This window comes from Ensifer canadensis (assembly GCF_017488845.2).
GTDB lineage: Bacteria > Pseudomonadota > Alphaproteobacteria > Rhizobiales > Rhizobiaceae > Ensifer > Ensifer canadensis.
In genome coordinates this window covers 59,062-75,738 of the sequence record NZ_CP083370.1, presented here as the reverse complement: position 1 = coordinate 75,738, position 16,677 = coordinate 59,062, and the positions used below count along the sequence as shown (strand labels likewise).

15 protein-coding genes are annotated in these 16,677 nt (G+C 64.0%); 10 read left to right on the top strand and 5 right to left on the bottom strand.

Annotated features, from left to right (window positions below; genetic code table 11):
* Positions 1–384, top strand: a complete 384-nt coding sequence (locus tag J3R84_RS00355) for a DUF805 domain-containing protein (RefSeq protein ID WP_025425733.1) — start codon at positions 1–3, stop codon at positions 382–384.
* A 156-nt stretch (positions 385–540) separates the two neighbouring features.
* Positions 541–2,508: a DEAD/DEAH box helicase gene (locus tag J3R84_RS00350; protein ID WP_203527345.1), complete on the top strand. Its 1,968-nt coding sequence runs from the start codon at positions 541–543 to the stop codon at positions 2,506–2,508.
* A 93-nt stretch (positions 2,509–2,601) separates the two neighbouring features.
* Here J3R84_RS00350 and J3R84_RS00345 read toward each other — a convergent pair whose 3' ends face one another.
* On the bottom strand, positions 2,602–2,919 hold the full coding sequence (locus J3R84_RS00345; RefSeq protein ID WP_025425731.1) for a DMT family transporter: 318 nt from the start codon (positions 2,917–2,919) through the stop codon (positions 2,602–2,604).
* Positions 2,920–3,001: 82 nt separating this feature from the next.
* Between J3R84_RS00345 and J3R84_RS00340 the strand changes: the two genes are divergently transcribed.
* On the top strand, positions 3,002–3,403 hold the full coding sequence (locus J3R84_RS00340) for a winged helix-turn-helix transcriptional regulator (RefSeq protein WP_051509149.1): 402 nt from the start codon (positions 3,002–3,004) through the stop codon (positions 3,401–3,403).
* A 2-nt stretch (positions 3,404–3,405) separates the two neighbouring features.
* On the opposite strand, the gene J3R84_RS00335 is transcribed toward J3R84_RS00340, so the two are convergent.
* Complete coding sequence (locus J3R84_RS00335) at positions 3,406–4,317, bottom strand: LysR family transcriptional regulator (protein WP_025425729.1); 912 nt, start codon at positions 4,315–4,317, stop codon at positions 3,406–3,408.
* Between the two features lie 140 nt (positions 4,318–4,457).
* On the opposite strand from J3R84_RS00335, the gene J3R84_RS00330 reads away from it, so the two are divergent.
* The 5 genes from J3R84_RS00330 to J3R84_RS00310 all read left to right on the top strand — a co-directional run bounded on the left by J3R84_RS00330 (position 4,458) and on the right by J3R84_RS00310 (position 11,859).
* A complete protein-coding gene (locus tag J3R84_RS00330; RefSeq protein WP_025425728.1) occupies positions 4,458–5,282 on the top strand; it encodes an alpha/beta hydrolase in 825 nt (274 codons plus the stop codon).
* A gap of 84 nt (positions 5,283–5,366) precedes the next feature.
* Positions 5,367–6,572, top strand: a complete 1,206-nt coding sequence (locus tag J3R84_RS00325) for an efflux RND transporter periplasmic adaptor subunit (RefSeq protein ID WP_025425727.1) — start codon at positions 5,367–5,369, stop codon at positions 6,570–6,572.
* Positions 6,573–6,711: 139 nt separating this feature from the next.
* Positions 6,712–9,897 carry an efflux RND transporter permease subunit gene (locus tag J3R84_RS00320; RefSeq protein WP_025425726.1) on the top strand — a complete coding sequence of 1,062 codons (3,186 nt, stop codon included), beginning with the start codon at positions 6,712–6,714 and terminating at the stop codon, positions 9,895–9,897.
* Between the two features lie 185 nt (positions 9,898–10,082).
* A complete protein-coding gene (gene dapE / locus J3R84_RS00315; protein WP_025425725.1) occupies positions 10,083–11,276 on the top strand; it encodes a succinyl-diaminopimelate desuccinylase in 1,194 nt (397 codons plus the stop codon).
* Positions 11,263–11,859, top strand: a complete 597-nt coding sequence (locus tag J3R84_RS00310; RefSeq protein ID WP_025425724.1) for a hypothetical protein — start codon at positions 11,263–11,265, stop codon at positions 11,857–11,859. The genes dapE and J3R84_RS00310 overlap by 14 nt, the downstream gene beginning before the upstream one ends.
* Positions 11,860–11,897: 38 nt before the next feature.
* Here the strand turns inward: J3R84_RS00310 and truA are convergent, their stop codons facing one another.
* The 3 genes from truA to def all read right to left on the bottom strand — a co-directional run bounded on the left by truA (position 11,898) and on the right by def (position 14,205).
* On the bottom strand, positions 11,898–12,641 hold the full coding sequence (gene truA, locus J3R84_RS00305) for a tRNA pseudouridine(38-40) synthase TruA (RefSeq protein WP_025425723.1): 744 nt from the start codon (positions 12,639–12,641) through the stop codon (positions 11,898–11,900).
* On the bottom strand, positions 12,641–13,576 hold the full coding sequence (gene fmt / locus J3R84_RS00300) for a methionyl-tRNA formyltransferase (RefSeq protein WP_025425722.1): 936 nt from the start codon (positions 13,574–13,576) through the stop codon (positions 12,641–12,643). Before fmt ends, truA begins: the two co-directional genes overlap by 1 nt.
* A gap of 104 nt (positions 13,577–13,680) precedes the next feature.
* Entirely contained in the window at positions 13,681–14,205 is a 525-nt protein-coding gene (gene def, locus J3R84_RS00295) for a peptide deformylase (protein ID WP_025425721.1), read from the bottom strand.
* Positions 14,206–14,356: 151 nt separating this feature from the next.
* Here def and J3R84_RS00290 point away from each other — a divergent pair, with 151 nt between their 5' ends.
* Together J3R84_RS00290 and J3R84_RS00285 are read left to right on the top strand one after the other, a co-directional pair.
* Positions 14,357–15,547 carry a DNA recombination protein RmuC gene (locus tag J3R84_RS00290; RefSeq protein ID WP_203527343.1) on the top strand — a complete coding sequence of 397 codons (1,191 nt, stop codon included), beginning with the start codon at positions 14,357–14,359 and terminating at the stop codon, positions 15,545–15,547.
* 52 nt (positions 15,548–15,599) lie between these two features.
* Positions 15,600–16,499 carry a ribokinase gene (locus J3R84_RS00285; protein ID WP_025425719.1) on the top strand — a complete coding sequence of 300 codons (900 nt, stop codon included), beginning with the start codon at positions 15,600–15,602 and terminating at the stop codon, positions 16,497–16,499.
* The last annotated feature ends 178 nt before the right edge of the window (positions 16,500–16,677 follow it).

Here is a 16,677-nt window from a genome sequence, read left to right as displayed (position 1 = left end):
ATGACACCGGAGGGGCGACGGCCGAGCATGATCTGGCTGTTCTTCAGCCCCTCCGGCCGCATCACCCGCCTGCCCTTTTTCCTGTCCTGGCTTTTCTGGCTGCTGATAGGCGGTTTCGTCGTCGCGCAGATGCTCGCCAACGAGAACCACAGGACCGCGCTGGCGCTCTGGACGCTGGCGCTGATCGTGTCCGGCATCGTTTCCACGCTCTCGATCGCCATGCTGGCGATCAAGCGGCTGCACGATATCGGCTATCCCGGACCGCTGGCGATCTGCCTGTTCATCCCTGTCCTGAGCCCCATCGTCTTCATCGCGCTCTGTCTCTGGCCGGGCACCGAGGGGCCGAACGAATTCGGCCAAACCAGCGATGAACCCGGCGCTTGAGCGGCGCACTGTACATTTCGGGCCCGAACGCGTATGTAGCGCGCCATGAACAGGCCGGCGATAAGATGCTGGCCGCGGCAATCGGCGCCTGATGACGACCTGATCCAAGGTCTTGTTCGTTTACCGGCGCGAAAACCGAAATCCGAAAGACGAGAGATGACAGAATTCGAAGGGATCGCGCCTGCGATCGCCGAGGCGTTGGCAAAACGCGGTTACAACGAGTTGACGCCGGTTCAACAGGCGATGCGCGATCCTGATCTGGCGGGCAAGGATGCGCTGGTATCGGCCCAGACCGGCTCCGGCAAGACCGTCGCCTTCGGCCTGGCGCTGGCACCGACCCTGCTTGGCGACCAGCGCCGCTTCAGCGCGCCCGGCGCGCCGCTGGCGCTTGTGATCGCACCAACGCGCGAACTGGCGCTGCAGGTCAAGCGCGAGCTCGAATGGCTCTATGAGCAGACTGGCGCGACGATCGCGTCCTGCGTCGGCGGCATGGACATGCGCACCGAGAAGCGCGCGCTGGAGCGCGGCGCCCACATCGTCGTCGGCACGCCCGGACGCCTATGCGACCATATCCGCCGCAACTCGCTCGATATTTCTTCGTTGCGTGCCGTCGTGCTCGACGAGGCCGACGAGATGCTCGATCTCGGTTTCCGCGAGGACCTCGAATTCATCCTCGAGGAGTCTCCCGACGACCGCCGCACGCTGATGTTTTCGGCGACCGTACCGCGCTCGATCGCGACGCTTGCCAAGAACTACCAGCGCGACGCCGTGCGCATCAGCACCGCGTCCGAGCAGAAGCAGCACGTCGACATCGAATACCGCGCCCTGACCGTTGCGTCGAACGATCGCGAAAACGCGATCATCAACGTCCTGCGCTTCTACGAAGCGAAGAATGCGATCGTCTTCTGCTCGACCCGTGCAGCCGTCAACCATCTGACTGCCCGCTTCAACAACCGCGGCTTCTCGGTGGTGGCTCTGTCGGGCGAACTCAGCCAGAACGAACGCACCCACGCGCTGCAGGCCATGCGCGACGGACGCGCCCGCGTCTGCATCGCCACCGACGTTGCCGCCCGCGGCATCGACTTGCCGGGCCTCGAACTGGTCATCCACGCCGACCTGCCGACCAACCCGGATACACTGCTGCACCGCAGCGGCCGCACCGGACGCGCCGGCCAGAAGGGCGTCAGCGCCCTGATCGTGCCGGTGAGCCAGCGCCGCAAGGCGGAGCGCCTGCTCGAAAACGCCCGGATCACCGCCAACTGGGCCCGCCCGCCGTCGGCCGACGAGGTCAGCCGCCGCGACGACGAGCGCCTGCTTGCCGACACGAGCTTTGCCGAACCGATCCGCGAAGACGAAGAGGCGATCGTGCGCGCGCTCATCGAGCTTCATGGTGCCGAGCAGATGGCTGCCGCCTTCGTGCGCCAGTTCCGCTCTGGCCGCTCGGCCCCGGAAGACCTGATCGAGGTTGCCGTCGGCGACAGCCGCGCAAAGCCGCGCCGCGATGAGAAGTCTGCACCGCGCGAAGACTATGACGCGCCGCGCGCCGATTTCAGCGATGGCAGCTGGTTCTCGCTCTCGGTCGGCCGCAAGCAGAATGCCGAGCCGCGCTGGCTGATCCCGATGCTCTGCCGCCACGGCAAGCTGACCAAGCGCGACATCGGCGCGATCCGCATGCAGCAGGAAGAGACCTTCGTCGAAATGACCTCCGATGGAGCCGAGCGCTTCCTGTCGTCGATCGGCAAGGAGGGCATGCTGGAGAAGGGCATCCGGGTGAAGACGCTGCCGGGCGCTCCCGATCTGTCGCAGCAGCGCCAGGAGAAGCCGAGTTTTTCCAAGGACAAGCCGAACTTCTCCAAGGACAAGCCAGGTTTCTCCAAGGACAAACCGGCCTTTGCCAAGAAGCGCCCCTATTCGGACGATGCGGCACGCAGTGACGGCGACTTCAAGCCGAAGCGCAAGTTCGACAAGAAGCCGGCTTACGCCGCCGCCTCGGCCCACACCGACGACAAGCCGCCGGAAAACCGCGACGCCTGGACTAAAAAGAAGGCCAAGCCGAACGCCGGCAAGGACGGCGGCTTCAAGCCGAAGCCCAAGGGCAACAACGCCAAGAACCGCCAGAGCTAAGCTTGCCGCAGCAACGGCGTCAGCCCAAATCAAAAAGCGCCGCGATCAAATCGCGGCGCTTTTTTTTGTCTGCAGTTGCGGCGGCTGGCCGTATCAGGCTTCGAGGAAGCGCAGGCCGGCGACGGCGACGATGATCATCGCGATGCAGGTGATCCGCATCCAGGAGACGGGATCCCCGAAAAGCACGATGCCGAGCACCGTGATGCCGACTGAGCCGATGCCGGTCCAGGCGGCGTAGGCAGTGCCGGCCGGCAGGTCGCGCATGGCGATCGTCAGGAGGTAGACGCTGCCGAGCGCCGCTGCGATGCCGATCGCGCTCGGCACCAGTTTCGTCCAGCCTTCGGCATATTTGAGCGCCAGGCCCATGATGATTTCAATCAGGCTCGCCGCTATCAGGATGATCCATGCCATTACCGTCTCCATCGAAATTTCCATCTGGAGAACAATCTGGTAGGGTAGGCACTGGATAGCAATTACGCACCTTTTGGTAACTATGAAAATCTCGACAGACCCGCTCGAAGCACCCATCACCTCCATTCCGGATGTCTTCGACCCGACCTGCTCCTCGCGGCATGCGCTGGAGCTGATCGCCAGCAAATGGGCGATGCTGATCATCTCGGCGCTCGAAGAAGGGCCGATGCGCAACGCCGCGCTGATGCGCCGGCTTGGCGACGTCTCGCAGAAGATGCTGACGCAGACGCTGAAGGAACTGGAGCGGAACGGCCTTGTCATTCGCGAGGACAAGAAGACCGTGCCGCCGCATGTGGAATACAGCCTCAGCGCTGTCGGCCGTTCGCTCAGCGAAACCCTGCTGGTGCTCGACCGTTGGGCCGAGACGCATTTCGGCACTCTCGACGCGGCGCGCGCGCGCTACGACGCCGAGCGGGGCAAATAGGCCTATTCGCCGTCGAGTTGCGACTGGGCGATCACTTTCACCACCCAGTCGGCAAAGACGCGCAGACGGCTGCTCAGGTGTCGGTTCGGCGGATAGACGAGATAGATCGGCATCGATTCGATTTGCCAGTCCTGCAGCACCCTCCGCATCGCGCCGGTCTCAAGATCCTCCCGCACCATGAAGCGGGGCGCCTGGATGACACCGAGGCCGGCACGGGCGGCGGCGAGATAGGTGGTCGATTCGTTGGCGGCCACCGCATAACGACCATGAACCTCGATCTCTTCCGCGCCGCGCTTGAAATAGAACGGCATCTGCTGGCCGGTCTGCGGGCGGAAATAGCCGACGACATAACAATTCTTCGAAAGATCGGAGGGATGTTGCGGCGTCGAGCAACGGTCGAGATAGTCGGGTGCCGCGCAGGCGACGAAGCTCATGTCGGTGATGCGCCGGGCAATCAGCGACTGGTCGGTCAGGGTGCCGACACGAATGGCGCAGTCGACATTCTCGGCAACATAGTCGACGGTGCGGTCCGAGACGCCGAGATCGATCTGGATGTCAGGGTAGCGCTTGTGGAATTCGGACAGAGCCGGGATAACGATGAGATTGGCCATGGCGCTTGCCATCTCCACGCGCAGCCGCCCCTTCGGCAGCGTCTGGGCGCTCGACAGGCTGCCGTCGAGCTCATCGAGGTCGGTCACGAGGCGCGCGGCCCGCTCGTAATAGAGCGCGCCATCCGGGGTCACCAGAACCCGCCGCGTCGTGCGATTGAGCAGCTTGGTGCGCAGATGCGCTTCCAATCCCTGGATGAGATTGGTGACGGTCGCCTTGGGCATATTGAGCGAAGCGGAAGCACGTGTGAAATTGCCGGTTTCGACAACGCGGAGAAACGCGCGCATGGCCGTGAGCTGGTCCATTTTCAATAGCCATTATTGTTCGAGATACTGAATAGTGTAGTCGGATTAGACGGACTATTCCAGACAGAAGACAATGTTATTCTCCCATCATGGCGGGTTGTCGCCTCATGTGGGATGACCCCGTGGCAAAGGCAAGAGAGATGGGTGAACGCTTTACGGTAGAGACGATGCAGACGGGCAAAGGTTCGTGCCCGGCACGTGTCTATAGTGGCGAAACGCTGCTCAACCCGCCGCCCGTGGTGCTGCACCTGCATGGCGGCTCCTTCGTCGGCAGCTCGATCGCAGCCGGCGAACGCGTCGCCAAGGCGCTTGCGGCGGCCGGTGCCATCGTCATCTCGCCGGAATATGCGTCGGCCTGCCTCAATCCGTTCCCGGCCGCACTCGACGTCACCTATTCCATGCTTTCTTCGATGCGTGCGCGTTGCCCGCAGTTCGCGCATAAAAAATCGTTGCTGTTCATCGCCGGCGAGGAGGCGGGCGGCAACGTGGCAGCCGGCGTGGCGCTGATGGCTCGCGACCAGTTCCTCACCGACCTCAAGGGGCAGATCCTCCTGTCGCCGATGCTGGATCCGTGCCTGGCGACCGCATCGTTTCGCAAATACTGTCCCGAGGGTTCGGTGCAATCGATCGCCGAAGGCTGGCAACGGTATCTGGGCGAATGCGGTGGATTCACGCATCCCTATGCCGCTCCGGCGCACTGTACGCGGCTCGCCGGCCTTGTTCCCTCGCTCATCCTGACCAGCGAGGAATGCCCGATGCGCGACGAGACTGCTGCCTATGCAGACCGTCTTCGCCAGGCGGGCGTGAGCGTTCAGTCCCATATTCTTCCCGGCCGCGCCGGGTGGATACCGGAAAATACCGTGAACGCTGAAACCTGGGCATCCCAGGAAGAAACGATTACCGGCATCTTTTCCCGCTTCTTCCAGCAGGCGGGGGCGAAGCCGGCTGAAATGACGATGCGTTAGCCAAGGACGACAGGGCCGCCGGCCTTTCCCTTTCGCTGACGACAGCAGCAAAAACGCCGGCTCCCAACCGGCAAGGAGAGAAAAATGAAATCGACAGTGACCCGCCGGGCCCTCTGGGGCGCCGGCCTGAGCATCCTATTGTCCGCCGCCGGCGGTGCCGCGGTTCTTCTTGGCCTGCCGCAGCACTTCGAGGCGGATGCCGCAACCGAAACGGCAGCCGCGCTTCCACCGGCCGTGCCGGTTTCGGTGGCCAAGGCGCAGTCGCGCCGCATCACCACCTGGGAAGATTTTTCCGGGCGGCTGGAAGCGATCGAACGCGTCGAGATTCGCCCCCGTGTCGGCGGCGCCATTCTCCAAGCCCACTTCCGCGAGGGTGCACTGGTGAAAAAGGGCGACCTTTTGCTCACCATCGATCCCGAGCCCTATGCGGCAGCCGTCGACCGGGCTGCAGCCGAGGTCGCAGCAGCCGAGGCGCGGGTGGCGCTCGCCAGGACGGAACTCGACCGCGGACGCAAGCTCGTGACCACGAGCGCCATCCCACAGAGCGGCGTCGACCAGCGCCTCAGCGCCTTCGACGAGGCGCAGGCGAGCGTGCGCTCCGCCAAGGCCGCGTTGCGCACGGCCGAACTCGACCTGGAATACACCGAAGTCAAGGCACCGATCTCCGGCCGCGTCGGCCGGCTGGAAGTGACCGCCGGCAACCTCGTCGCCGCCGGCTCCGCTTCGCCGGTGCTGACGACGCTGGTCTCGGTCGACCCGATCTACGCAAGCTTCAGCGCCAGCGAAGAAGTGGTCACCACTGCACTCGCCCGGCTCCAGGCCTCGGCCGGCGGCAACGCCATCGAGCGCATCCCGGTGCAGATCGGCACCGCTGCCGACGAAGGCACGCCGATCTCCGGCCATATCCAGCTCATCAACAACGAGGTGGATGCGGCGACCGGCACGATCCGCGTCCGCGCCGCGCTTGAAAATGCCGACGGGCGGCTGATCCCCGGCCAGTTCGTGCGCATCCGCATCGGCGAACCGGAGCCCGAAGAAAAGCTCGTGATCAGCGATCGCGCCATCGGCTCCGACCAGGACAAGAAATTCGTGTTCGTCGTCGGCTCCGACAACAAGGTCGAGTACCGCCAGGTGAAGCTTGGCCCGAGTTCCGACGGGCTGCGCATCGTCGAAAGCGGCCTGAAGACCGGCGAGAACATCGTCGTCAACGGCCTGCAGCGGGTACGCCCGGGTGTGCTCGTGGCACCGCAGCAGGTCGAAGAAACGACGGCGTCGATCGCAACCAAGTAGGACATGACGGCACCCGCTTCGGCTGTCGCCGAGGCGGGATTGGCCGCCCAGACATCACTTAGCAGATCCCGGCGCGTGGCGAGTGTTCTTGCCGCGACAGCCGGAGATTTGCCTGAACTCGTCCCAAGGGGATACGTCAATGAACTTCTCACGCTTCTTCGTCGACCGCCCGGTCTTCGCGGGCGTTCTTTCGGTCCTGATCTTCGTGGGCGGCCTGCTCGGCATGACCGGCCTGCCGATCTCCGAATATCCCGAAGTCGTGCCGCCGCAGATCGTCGTGCGGGCGCAGTATCCCGGCGCCAACCCGGCTGTTATCGCCGAGACGGTGGCAACGCCGCTCGAAGAACAGATCAACGGCGTCGAGGGCATGCTCTACATGCAGAGCCAGGCGACGGCGGACGGTCTGATGACGCTGACCGTCACCTTCGAACTCGGCACCGACCCGGACCAGGCCCAGCAGCTGATACAGAACCGCGTCGCGCAGGCCGAGCCGCGCCTGCCCGAGGAAGTGCGCCGTCTCGGCGTCACGACCGTCAAGAGCTCGCCGGACCTGACGCTCGTCGTGCACCTGTTGTCGCCCAACGGCCAGTACGACATCAACTATCTGCGCAATTACGGCGTGCTCAACGTCAAGGATCGGCTCGCCCGCATCGACGGCGTCGGCCAGGTACAGATCTTCGGCGGCGGCGACTATTCGATGCGCATCTGGATCGACCCGCAGAAGGCTGCCGAACGCGGTCTTGCGGCAAGCGACGTGGCCAACGCCATCCGCGCGCAGAACGTTCAGGCCGCCGCCGGCGTCATCGGCGCCTCGCCGTCGGTTCCCGGCCTCGACCTGCAGCTTTCCGTCAACGCGCAAGGCCGCCTGCAGACGCCTGAGGACTTTGCCGACATCGTCGTCAAGTCGGGCGCCGGCGGCGAGGTCACGCGGCTTGGCGACGTCGCACGCGTCGAAATGGGCGCTGCCGACTATTCGCTGCGCTCGCTGCTCGACAACAAGGCCGCCGTCGGCATGGGCGTCTTCCAGGCGCCGGGCTCAAACGCGATCCAGATCTCGGAAAACGTTCACAAGGCCATGGCCGAGCTGAAGCTGACCATGCCCGACGGCGTCGACTACGAGATCGTCTACGACACCACCCAGTTCGTGCGTGCCTCGATCGAGTCGGTCATCCACACCCTGCTTGAAGCGATCGCGCTGGTCGTCATCGTCGTCATCGTCTTCCTGCAGACCTGGCGCGCCTCGATCATCCCGCTCGTGGCGGTGCCCGTCTCGATCGTCGGCACCTTCGCGGTGATGTACGTCTTCGGCTTCTCGATCAACGCGCTCAGCCTGTTCGGCCTGGTGCTGGCGATCGGCATCGTCGTCGACGACGCCATCGTCGTGGTCGAAAACGTCGAACGTAACATAGAGCAGGGTCTGTCGCCGGTACAGGCGACCTACCGTGCGATGCAGGAGGTTTCCGGACCGATCATCGCCATTGCGCTGGTGCTCGTCGCCGTGTTCGTGCCGCTTGCGTTCATCACCGGCCTGACCGGGCAGTTCTACCGCCAGTTCGCACTGACGATCGCCATCTCGACGGTGATCTCCGCCATCAACTCGCTGACGCTTTCCCCGGCGCTCGCCGCCCTCCTCCTGCGCAATCACCATGCGCCGAAGGATTGGCTGACCCGTGCCATGGACAAGGTGTTCGGCTGGTTCTTCCGCGGCTTCAACCGCTTCTTCGGTCGCAGCTCGGAAGCCTATGGCCGCGGCGTCGGCAGGATCCTGTCGCGCAAGTCGCTGATCATGGGCGTCTATGTCCTGCTGCTCGGCGTCACCTTCGTGCTGTTCCGCGCCGTTCCCGGCGGCTTCGTGCCCGCCCAGGACAAGCAGTATCTGATCGGCTTTGCACAGTTGCCTGACGCAGCGACGCTCGACCGCTCGGAAGACGTCATCCGCCGCATGAGTGATATCGCGCTCAAGCATCCCGGCGTCGAAAATGCCATCGCCTTCCCCGGCCTGTCGATCAACGGCTTCACCAACTCGTCGAACTCCGGCATCGTCTTCGTGGCGCTGAAGCCGTTCGAGGAGCGCACGACGCCCGAGCTTTCGGGCGGGGCGATCGCCATGCAGCTGAACCAGGAATTCGGCGCGATCCAGGATGCCTTCATCGCCATGTTCCCGCCGCCGCCCGTCCAGGGGCTGGGCACCACCGGCGGCTTCAAGCTGCAGATCGAGGACAAGAACGGCCTCGGCTACCAGGCACTCGACGAGGCGACCAAGGCCTTCATTGCCAAGGCCTACCAGACGCCGGAGCTGGCTGGCATCTACTCGAGCTTCCAGATCAACGTGCCGCAGCTCTACGCCGACCTCGACCGCGTCAAGGCGCGCCAGCTCGGCGTCGAAGTGACCGATGTGTTCGAGACGCTGCAGATCTATCTGGGCTCGCTCTACGTCAACGACTTCAACGCCTTCGGCCGCACCTACAGCGTGCGCGTCCAGGCCGATGCAAACTACCGCAGCCACGCCGACGACATCGGCAAGCTGAAGGTGCGTTCGCAATCGGGCGAGATGATCCCGCTGTCGGCACTGTTGAAGGTCGAGCAGACGGTCGGCGCCGAGCGGGCGATCCGCTACAACGGCTTCCTGTCGGCCGACATCAACGGCGGCCCGGCGCCGGGCTTCTCCTCGGGCCAGGCTCAGGCCGCGATCGAGAAGATCGCCGCGGAAACGCTGCCGCCCGGTATCGCATTCGAGTGGACGGATTTGACCTATCAGCAGATTCTTGCCGGCAATTCGGGCATGCTCGTCTTCCCGCTGGCGCTGCTCTTGGTCTATCTCGTGCTGGCCGCCCAGTATGAAAGCCTGACCCTGCCGATCGCGATTATCCTGATCGTGCCGATGGGCATCATGGCCGCCCTTGCCGGCGTCTGGCTGACCGGAGGCGACAACAACGTCTTCACGCAGATCGGCCTGATCGTGCTTGTCGGGCTTTCCGCCAAGAACGCGATCCTGATCGTCGAGTTCGCCCGCGAACTGGAACTATCAGGCAGCACCGCCGTCCAGGCGGCGATCGAAGCGAGCCGGCTGCGCCTGCGGCCGATCCTGATGACCTCGATGGCCTTCATCATGGGTGTCGTGCCCCTGGTGATCTCCACCGGCGCCGGCGCCGAAATGCGCTCGGCCATGGGGGTCGCGGTCTTTTCCGGCATGATCGGCGTCACCGCCTTCGGCATCTTCATGACGCCGGTGTTCTACGTGCTGATCCGCAAGCTCTCGGGCGAGCGGCCTCTGAAGCACGCCGGAGCGCATATCGAAGCACCTCATCTCGCGCCCGGAGAATGAGGTAATCTTGCCGCATATGCGCTTTGAGCGGGCCGGATCTGATCCGGCCCGCTTACGTTGAAGACGGACGGATAGCCTCAGCCGTCGGCTGCACACCCATCCTGCGTGACAGCCGCGCAACGATCGGATAAACCAGCACCCTCAATCCCATTGGCCCCAGCGCCACGCAGACGGCATATCGCTACATGACCTCGACCGATCCGATCGCCAATCTCGCCACCCTCATCCGTTGCCCCTCCGTTACCCCTGCCGAAGGCGGCGCGCACTCAGCGCTTGAAGCCATGCTCAAGCCGCTCGGCTTTGCCGTCGACCGGGTCACGGCCAAAGACGCGGGTACGCCCGATATCGAGAACCTCTATGCCCGGCTCGGCAGCGACGGCCCGCATCTGATGTTTGCCGGCCATACCGACGTGGTGCCGGTCGGCGACGACGGCGCGTGGACCCACGGTCCGTTTTCCGCCGATATCGCCGGCGGCGAAATGTATGGCCGCGGCGCGGTCGACATGAAGGGCGGCATTGCCTGCTTCGTCGCAGCCGTCGCCCGCCACATCGAAAAGCATGGGGTCCCCAAGGGCTCGGTTTCGTTCCTCATCACCGGCGACGAGGAAGGCCCTGCGATCAACGGCACGACGAAACTTCTCGGCTGGGCTGCCGCCAAGGGCGAGCGTTGGGACGCCTGCCTTGTCGGCGAACCGACCAATCCAGACCGTCTCGGCGACATGATCAAGATCGGCCGCCGTGGCTCGCTTTCCGGCCGGATCACCGTCAACGGCGTCCAGGGCCACGCGGCCTATCCGCACCTGGCGGACAATCCGGTGCGCGGCATCCTGCAACTGACCCAGGCACTGATGGACCCGCCCTTCGACAACGGCACGGAAAACTTCCAGCCGTCGAACCTGGAAGTGACGACCATCGACGTCGGCAATGGCGCCGTCAACGTCATCCCTGCGAAGGCGGCTGCTGCCTTCAATATCCGCTTCAACGACACCTGGACCGCCGAGAGCCTGATGGCGGAGATCATCGCCCGCCTCGACCGCGCGGCAACGGACGGCGCTCTGCGGGCAGGCCGCGACCCGGTCCGTTACGAGATCACCTGGAACGAACGGCCGAGCCACGTTTTCCTGACGCGCAACAATGCGCTGATCGATTCGCTGTCAGGCGCTATCGAAGCGGTCACCGGCCAGCAGCCGAAACTTTCGACCACCGGCGGCACCTCGGATGCGCGGTTCATCAAGGACTATTGCCCCGTCGTCGAATTCGGGCTTGTCGGCCAGACCATGCATATGGTGGACGAGCGTGTCGCCGTCGCCGATCTCGAAACGCTGACGGAAATCTACGAAACCTTCATCTTCAGCTGGTTCGGCCATGCCGCTGCTTGAGGAGGTTCTTTCCTATATCAAGGGCCTCTGGCTGCTGATCCAGGGCAATGGCGAAGGCTTCCGCTGGCTCGATTTCAGCGAGAGCGGATTGTGGCGTTCGTTTACAGCGATGCTCTGGTGCCTGCCGGCCATTGCCGTCACCTGGGCATCCTGGCGGCTTTATTATCTCTCTGCAATGCCAACAGGAACCACTGTCGGCTTCGGCTTCGTCTTCAAGCTTCTGGTTGTCGATCTCGCCAGCTGGCTGCTGCCGCTGGTGCTGGTCTTCGTCCTGGCGCGCCCACTCGGCTTTGCCGCCGCCGTGGTGCCGATCGTCGTCACCACCAACTGGCTTTCCGTGCCGCTGTCCTATGCGATGGCGGTGCCGGCGGCGATCCGCCTCGTCATTCCCGGCAGCGAAGGGCTGACGAGCCTGATCTGGCTGGTGCTGCTCTTCGTCAGCATCGGCATACTCTTCCGGCTGCTGCGCATCATTACCGGAAACCAGACCTTGCTGGCCACGGCGCTGACGGCGCTTTTCCTGCTGCCGTCGATGATGATGGGCGAATTGCTGCAGCAGTTCTTCGGCCTTATCCCGACCTGACAGACGTCACGCGCCATCTGAGCGCGACGTTACCTTCCTCAGTAATCGACCTGCATGAAATAAAGCCCGTCGGGCGGCGCCACCGGACCGCAGGCCTTGCGGTCGCGCGCTTCGAGTGCCGCCTGCAGCTCGTCCGGCGTCCATTTGCCTTCGCCAACCAGCTTCAGCGAGCCGGCGAAGGAACGGATCTGATTGTGCAGGAAGCTCTGCGCCGTGGCGCGAATTTCGATCAGATTGCCGGTGCGAGAGACATCCAGCCGGTCGAGCGTGCGCATCGGGCTTGTCGCCTGGCAATGGACGGAGCGGAAGGTGGTGAAGTCGTGGTGGCCGACGAGCCGTTGCGCGCCTTCATGCATCGCCTCGTGATCGAGCGGCTTCGTCACCCACCAGGCACGCTTCGCCTCCAGCGCCAGCCGCGACGGACGGCAGATGATGCGGTAGAGATAATGCCGGCGCAGCGCCGAAAACCGTGCGTCGAAGGCGTCTGTGACTTCCTGGGCGTCGAGGATCGAGACGCCCTCGCCGGCCATGCCCAGATGCGCGTTCAGCGCATTGCGCAGCGTGTGAGGTTTCCACTCGCGCGTCAGGTCCGCATGCGCCACCTGCCCGACGGCATGAACGCCGGAATCGGTCCGCCCGGCACCGCGGATCGAGACGGTTTCGCCGGTCAAGGACAGGATCGCTTTTTCGATCGCGCCCTGGACGGAAGCGCCGTTGTCCTGGCGCTGCCAGCCGACATAGTTGGAGCCGTCATATTCGACGATCAGTCGAAAGCGCGGCATCAGCCGACCCTCGTGCCGGCGGCGATGGGCGTACCGCGCAGGAAATCGGCAACACTGAGAGCCTTGCCGCCTGCCCGCTGCAGCCGCGTCGGCCGCACGGCACCGTCGCTGCAGGCAATGGTGAGAGTGTCGTCGAGCACCGTTCCGGCGGTTCCTGCCGCCGTCACGCGCTCGGAGTTCAAAACCTTGATGCGCTCCGGCTTGCCGGCGATCTCGAGCTCAAACCAGGCGCCGGGAAAAGGCGACAGGCCGCGAATATGGTCGTGCACTTCGCGCGCGGTCCTCGCAAAATCGATGCGAGTCTCGGCCTTGCTGATCTTGGCGGCGTAGACGACGCCCTCGCCCGCCTGCTCGGTCAGTGGCAGGTCATCGGCCTCAAGCTTGCCGATCGCTTCCTTCATCAGGTTAGCGCCGACCTGCATCAGCCGGTCATGCAGCTCGCCCGCCGTCATCGTCTCGCCGATCTGCACCGCCTTGGTGAGCGCGACCGGGCCTGTGTCCAACCCCTTGTCCATCTTCATCACCATCATGCCGGTCTCATGGTCGCCGGCCATGATGGCACGCTGGATGGGAGCCGCACCACGCCAGCGCGGCAAGAGCGAGGCATGGCCATTATAGCAGCCGAGCCGCGTTCCGGTCAGGATCGCTTCCGGCAACAGCAGGCCATAGGCGACGACAACGGCAACGTCAGCATTGAAATCACGGAAGGTCTGGCGATCGGCTTCGTCCTTGAAGTTGACGGGCGTGAGCACGGGAACGCCGAGCAGCTCGGCCGCCTGGTGCACCGGCGACTTCTGCAGGTCGAGCCCGCGCCGTCCGCCGGGCCGCGGCGGCTGGGTATAGACGGCAACGATCTCGTGACCTGCCCCTGCGAGTGCGGCAAGCGTCGGTACGGAAAATTCCGGCGTTCCCATGAAGATGATGCGAAGCGACAAGGCGGATACTCCGACCGTTTGAAATCAGGCCCCTTCAAACGGGTTTACGCGCCTCAAATCAAGCCCCTCAACGACAAAGCGCCCTGCGGGCGCTTTCCTCGGGATCAGATCGCCTTGGCGCCGCGGGTCTTTGCAGCCTTGGTGAACCTGCGGATCACCATGTCCCGCTTGAGCTTGGAGATGTGGTCAATGAACAGCACGCCGTTCAAGTGATCGATCTCATGCTGCAGGCAGGTCGCCAGCAGGCCGTCGGCCTTGACGATCTGTTCCTTGCCGTCACGGTCGAGGTGCTTGACGGTGACCTCCGCCGGACGCTCCACCTCGGCATAATAATCCGGAATGGAGAGGCAGCCTTCTTCATAGACCGAGAACGCGTCGGACGAAGCGACGATTTCGGGATTGATGAAAACGTGCGGGGTCTTCTCGTCGCCTTCCTTGGAGACGTCGAGAACCAGCATGCGTTTCGCCACGCCGATCTGGATGGCGGCGAGCCCGATACCCGGGGCGTCATACATCGTCTCGAGCATATCGTCGGCCAGGCGACGGATGTCGGCATCGATGGTTTCGATCGGGGTCGAGACCTGACGCAGAACAGGATCGGGAAGGATGATAAGCGGCTTGATCGTCATATCGCTCCCATAACCGATCTTTCCATCCGGGTGCAAGAAAATTGGCGCGCACGCTACGGGCATCGCGGCAATGTCGTCTCCCGTTAACCGCGCCGGGTAAATGTTCTCGTTTTGATCTGGTCTTCAAAAAAGAATCTGTTAGGCTTGCCGCATGGAACCTGCGCCAATTTCGTTTGACCAGCCTGTTTTTCTCATCGGCACCGTGCCGGTCACTGTCGCCCATCTCTGCATGGTTCTGGCCGTGCTGGCGATTGGCTTCGTGGTGATGACCGTTTCGCGGCGGCGGCGGGCGGGCGACGACGAGCGTCACGAGCAGATGGCCATGCTGCTGGCAGCGCAGACGGAAATGCAGGGCCGCATCGCGGCAATGGCCGACGTGTTCGGCAGCCGCCAGGCGGAACTGAACCAGACGCTGAGCCAGCGGATCGATGGCATGACGCACCGGATCGGCGCCTCGATCAGCGAGCAGACCAAGGCGACGCACGAAAACCTGCGGCGATTGCAGGAGCGCCTGGCAGTGATCGACACCGCCCAGAACAACATCCAGTCGCTGGCCAAGGACATGGCCGGGCTGCAGGCCATCCTTTCGAACAAGCAGACACGCGGCGCCTTCGGCCAGTCGCGTATGGAAACGATCGTCGCCGACGGCCTGCCGATGGGCGCCTTTGCCTTCCAGACGACGCTTTCCAACGGCGCCCGGCCGGACTGCACCATCCGCATGCCGAACGACCAACCGCCGCTGGTGATTGACGCGAAGTTTCCGCTGGAGGCCTGGAACGGCATGCGGGACGCTGCAACGCCTGAGCGCCGGCAACAGATGGTGCAACTGTTCCGCCGCGACATGGAGGTGCATGTCCGCGATATCGCCAGCAAGTACCTGATCCCCGGCGAGACGCAGGAGACGGCTTTCCTCTTCGTTCCCTCGGAATCGATCTTCGCTGAAATCCACGAGCATTTCGAAGCGATCGTCCAGAAGGCGCATCGCCAGCGGATCGTCATCGTCTCGCCGTCGCTGCTGCTCCTGTCGATCCAGGTGATCCAGTCGATCCTCCGTGACGCCCGCATGCGCGAGCAGGCGCATCTCATCCAGGGGGAAGTGGGGCGGCTGATGGAGGACTTGACGCGCCTCGACGAACGGGTCCGCAAGCTGCAGGGTCACTTCGCCATGAGCCAGAAGGATGTCGAAGAGATCCTCATCTCCTCGGGCAAGCTTTCCCGCCGCGGCGCCAAGATCGAAGCGCTGGAACTTGAGGCGGAAGGTGCGGCACGACCGGAAGAACCGCGCCATGCCGTCGACAATCGCGTCGGGCAATTGCGCCTCAGGGTGGTTGACGAGGACTGACGGTCTCGGGCACTCTCCGGCCAAAATCAGCAATTCGACGGGACATCTTCACATGATCACTGTTTTTGGGTCCATCAATATGGACCTGATCGCCACGACCGCGCGTCTGCCGAAGCCGGGCGAAACCGTTGCCGGCTCGGGCTTTTCGACTGCCGCCGGTGGCAAGGGCGCCAATCAGGCGCTGGCCGCACGGCGTGCCGGCGCCATCGTTCACATGGCCGGCGCCGTCGGCTCGGACAGCTTTGCCGACGGCGCGCTCGAATTGCTGCGGGAGGCCGGCGCCGACCTGTCCTTGACCAAAACCGTCGAGGAGCCGACGGGCACGGCCCATATCCTCGTCGGCGGTGAAGGCGAGAATGTCATTGTCGTCGTTGCCAGCGCCAACGCAACGGTCAACGAAGCCGATGCAGTTGCCGCCGTTGGTGGCCTGAACGCCGGCGACACCCTGATGCTGCAGCTGGAGATACCGGCAGCGTCGGTGGAAAAGGCGCTCTCGGAAGCCCGGCGCAAGGGCATTCGCTCCGTCATCAATATCGCGCCCCTGACCCCGGAAGCGGCCCGCCTCGGCCGGCTGGCCGATATCGTCATCGCCAACGAGACGGAGTTCGAACTTTTGGCCGGCAAGACCGGGATCGAAGGTCACGAACGCGAAGAGGCAATGAGAAAGCTGCACGCCGAAACCGGCCACACAGTCATCGTCACGCTGGGCGCGGAAGGCGTCATCGCCGTGCACGAAGGCGAGGTCCATCGCGCCCGCGGCCTAAAGATCGACCCGGTCGATACCGTCGGTGCCGGCGATACGTTCTGCGGTTACCTGGCTGCAAGCCTCGACGAGAAGCTCGCATTTCCCGACGCGCTCCGACGCGCCGCGGTGGCGGGTTCACTCGCCTGCCTGAAGCGCGGCGCCCAGCCCTCGATCCCGCTTGCCTCGGAAGTCGAGCCGCGCATCTAAGGGCCTGATCCGATCTTGAAGTGCGTTGCGATCGTTCGATTGCCGCACTTCAAAGCTCTCGCTTTTGCCGATGTCGTTATCGCAAATAGCTGCACACTTTTCCGGGCAGACTTTGACGCCCGTCGCGCGACCTGGTTTGAACGGCGAGGCTTTCCGTTCCTGCTGTGCCGAAAGCGCC

What these genes read in the sequence shown, in the direction of transcription:
- J3R84_RS00350 (WP_203527345.1), top strand. Translation starts at nt 541, where the DNA reads ATGACAGAATTCGAAGGGATCGCGCCTGCGATCGCCGAGGCGTTGGCA.
- def (WP_025425721.1), bottom strand. Translation starts at nt 14,205, where the DNA reads ATGACGATCAAGCCGCTTATCATCCTTCCCGATCCTGTTCTGCGTCAG.
- J3R84_RS00290 (WP_203527343.1), top strand. Translation starts at nt 14,357, where the DNA reads ATGGAACCTGCGCCAATTTCGTTTGACCAGCCTGTTTTTCTCATCGGC.
- J3R84_RS00285 (WP_025425719.1), top strand. Translation starts at nt 15,600, where the DNA reads ATGATCACTGTTTTTGGGTCCATCAATATGGACCTGATCGCCACGACC.
- J3R84_RS00335 (WP_025425729.1), bottom strand. Translation starts at nt 4,317, where the DNA reads ATGGACCAGCTCACGGCCATGCGCGCGTTTCTCCGCGTTGTCGAAACC.
- J3R84_RS00320 (WP_025425726.1), top strand. Translation starts at nt 6,712, where the DNA reads ATGAACTTCTCACGCTTCTTCGTCGACCGCCCGGTCTTCGCGGGCGTT.
- J3R84_RS00355 (WP_025425733.1), top strand. Translation starts at nt 1, where the DNA reads ATGACACCGGAGGGGCGACGGCCGAGCATGATCTGGCTGTTCTTCAGC.
- J3R84_RS00330 (WP_025425728.1), top strand. Translation starts at nt 4,458, where the DNA reads ATGGGTGAACGCTTTACGGTAGAGACGATGCAGACGGGCAAAGGTTCG.
- J3R84_RS00325 (WP_025425727.1), top strand. Translation starts at nt 5,367, where the DNA reads ATGAAATCGACAGTGACCCGCCGGGCCCTCTGGGGCGCCGGCCTGAGC.
- J3R84_RS00345 (WP_025425731.1), bottom strand. Translation starts at nt 2,919, where the DNA reads ATGGCATGGATCATCCTGATAGCGGCGAGCCTGATTGAAATCATCATG.
- J3R84_RS00310 (WP_025425724.1), top strand. Translation starts at nt 11,263, where the DNA reads ATGCCGCTGCTTGAGGAGGTTCTTTCCTATATCAAGGGCCTCTGGCTG.
- dapE (WP_025425725.1), top strand. Translation starts at nt 10,083, where the DNA reads ATGACCTCGACCGATCCGATCGCCAATCTCGCCACCCTCATCCGTTGC.
- truA (WP_025425723.1), bottom strand. Translation starts at nt 12,641, where the DNA reads ATGCCGCGCTTTCGACTGATCGTCGAATATGACGGCTCCAACTATGTC.
- J3R84_RS00340 (WP_051509149.1), top strand. Translation starts at nt 3,002, where the DNA reads ATGAAAATCTCGACAGACCCGCTCGAAGCACCCATCACCTCCATTCCG.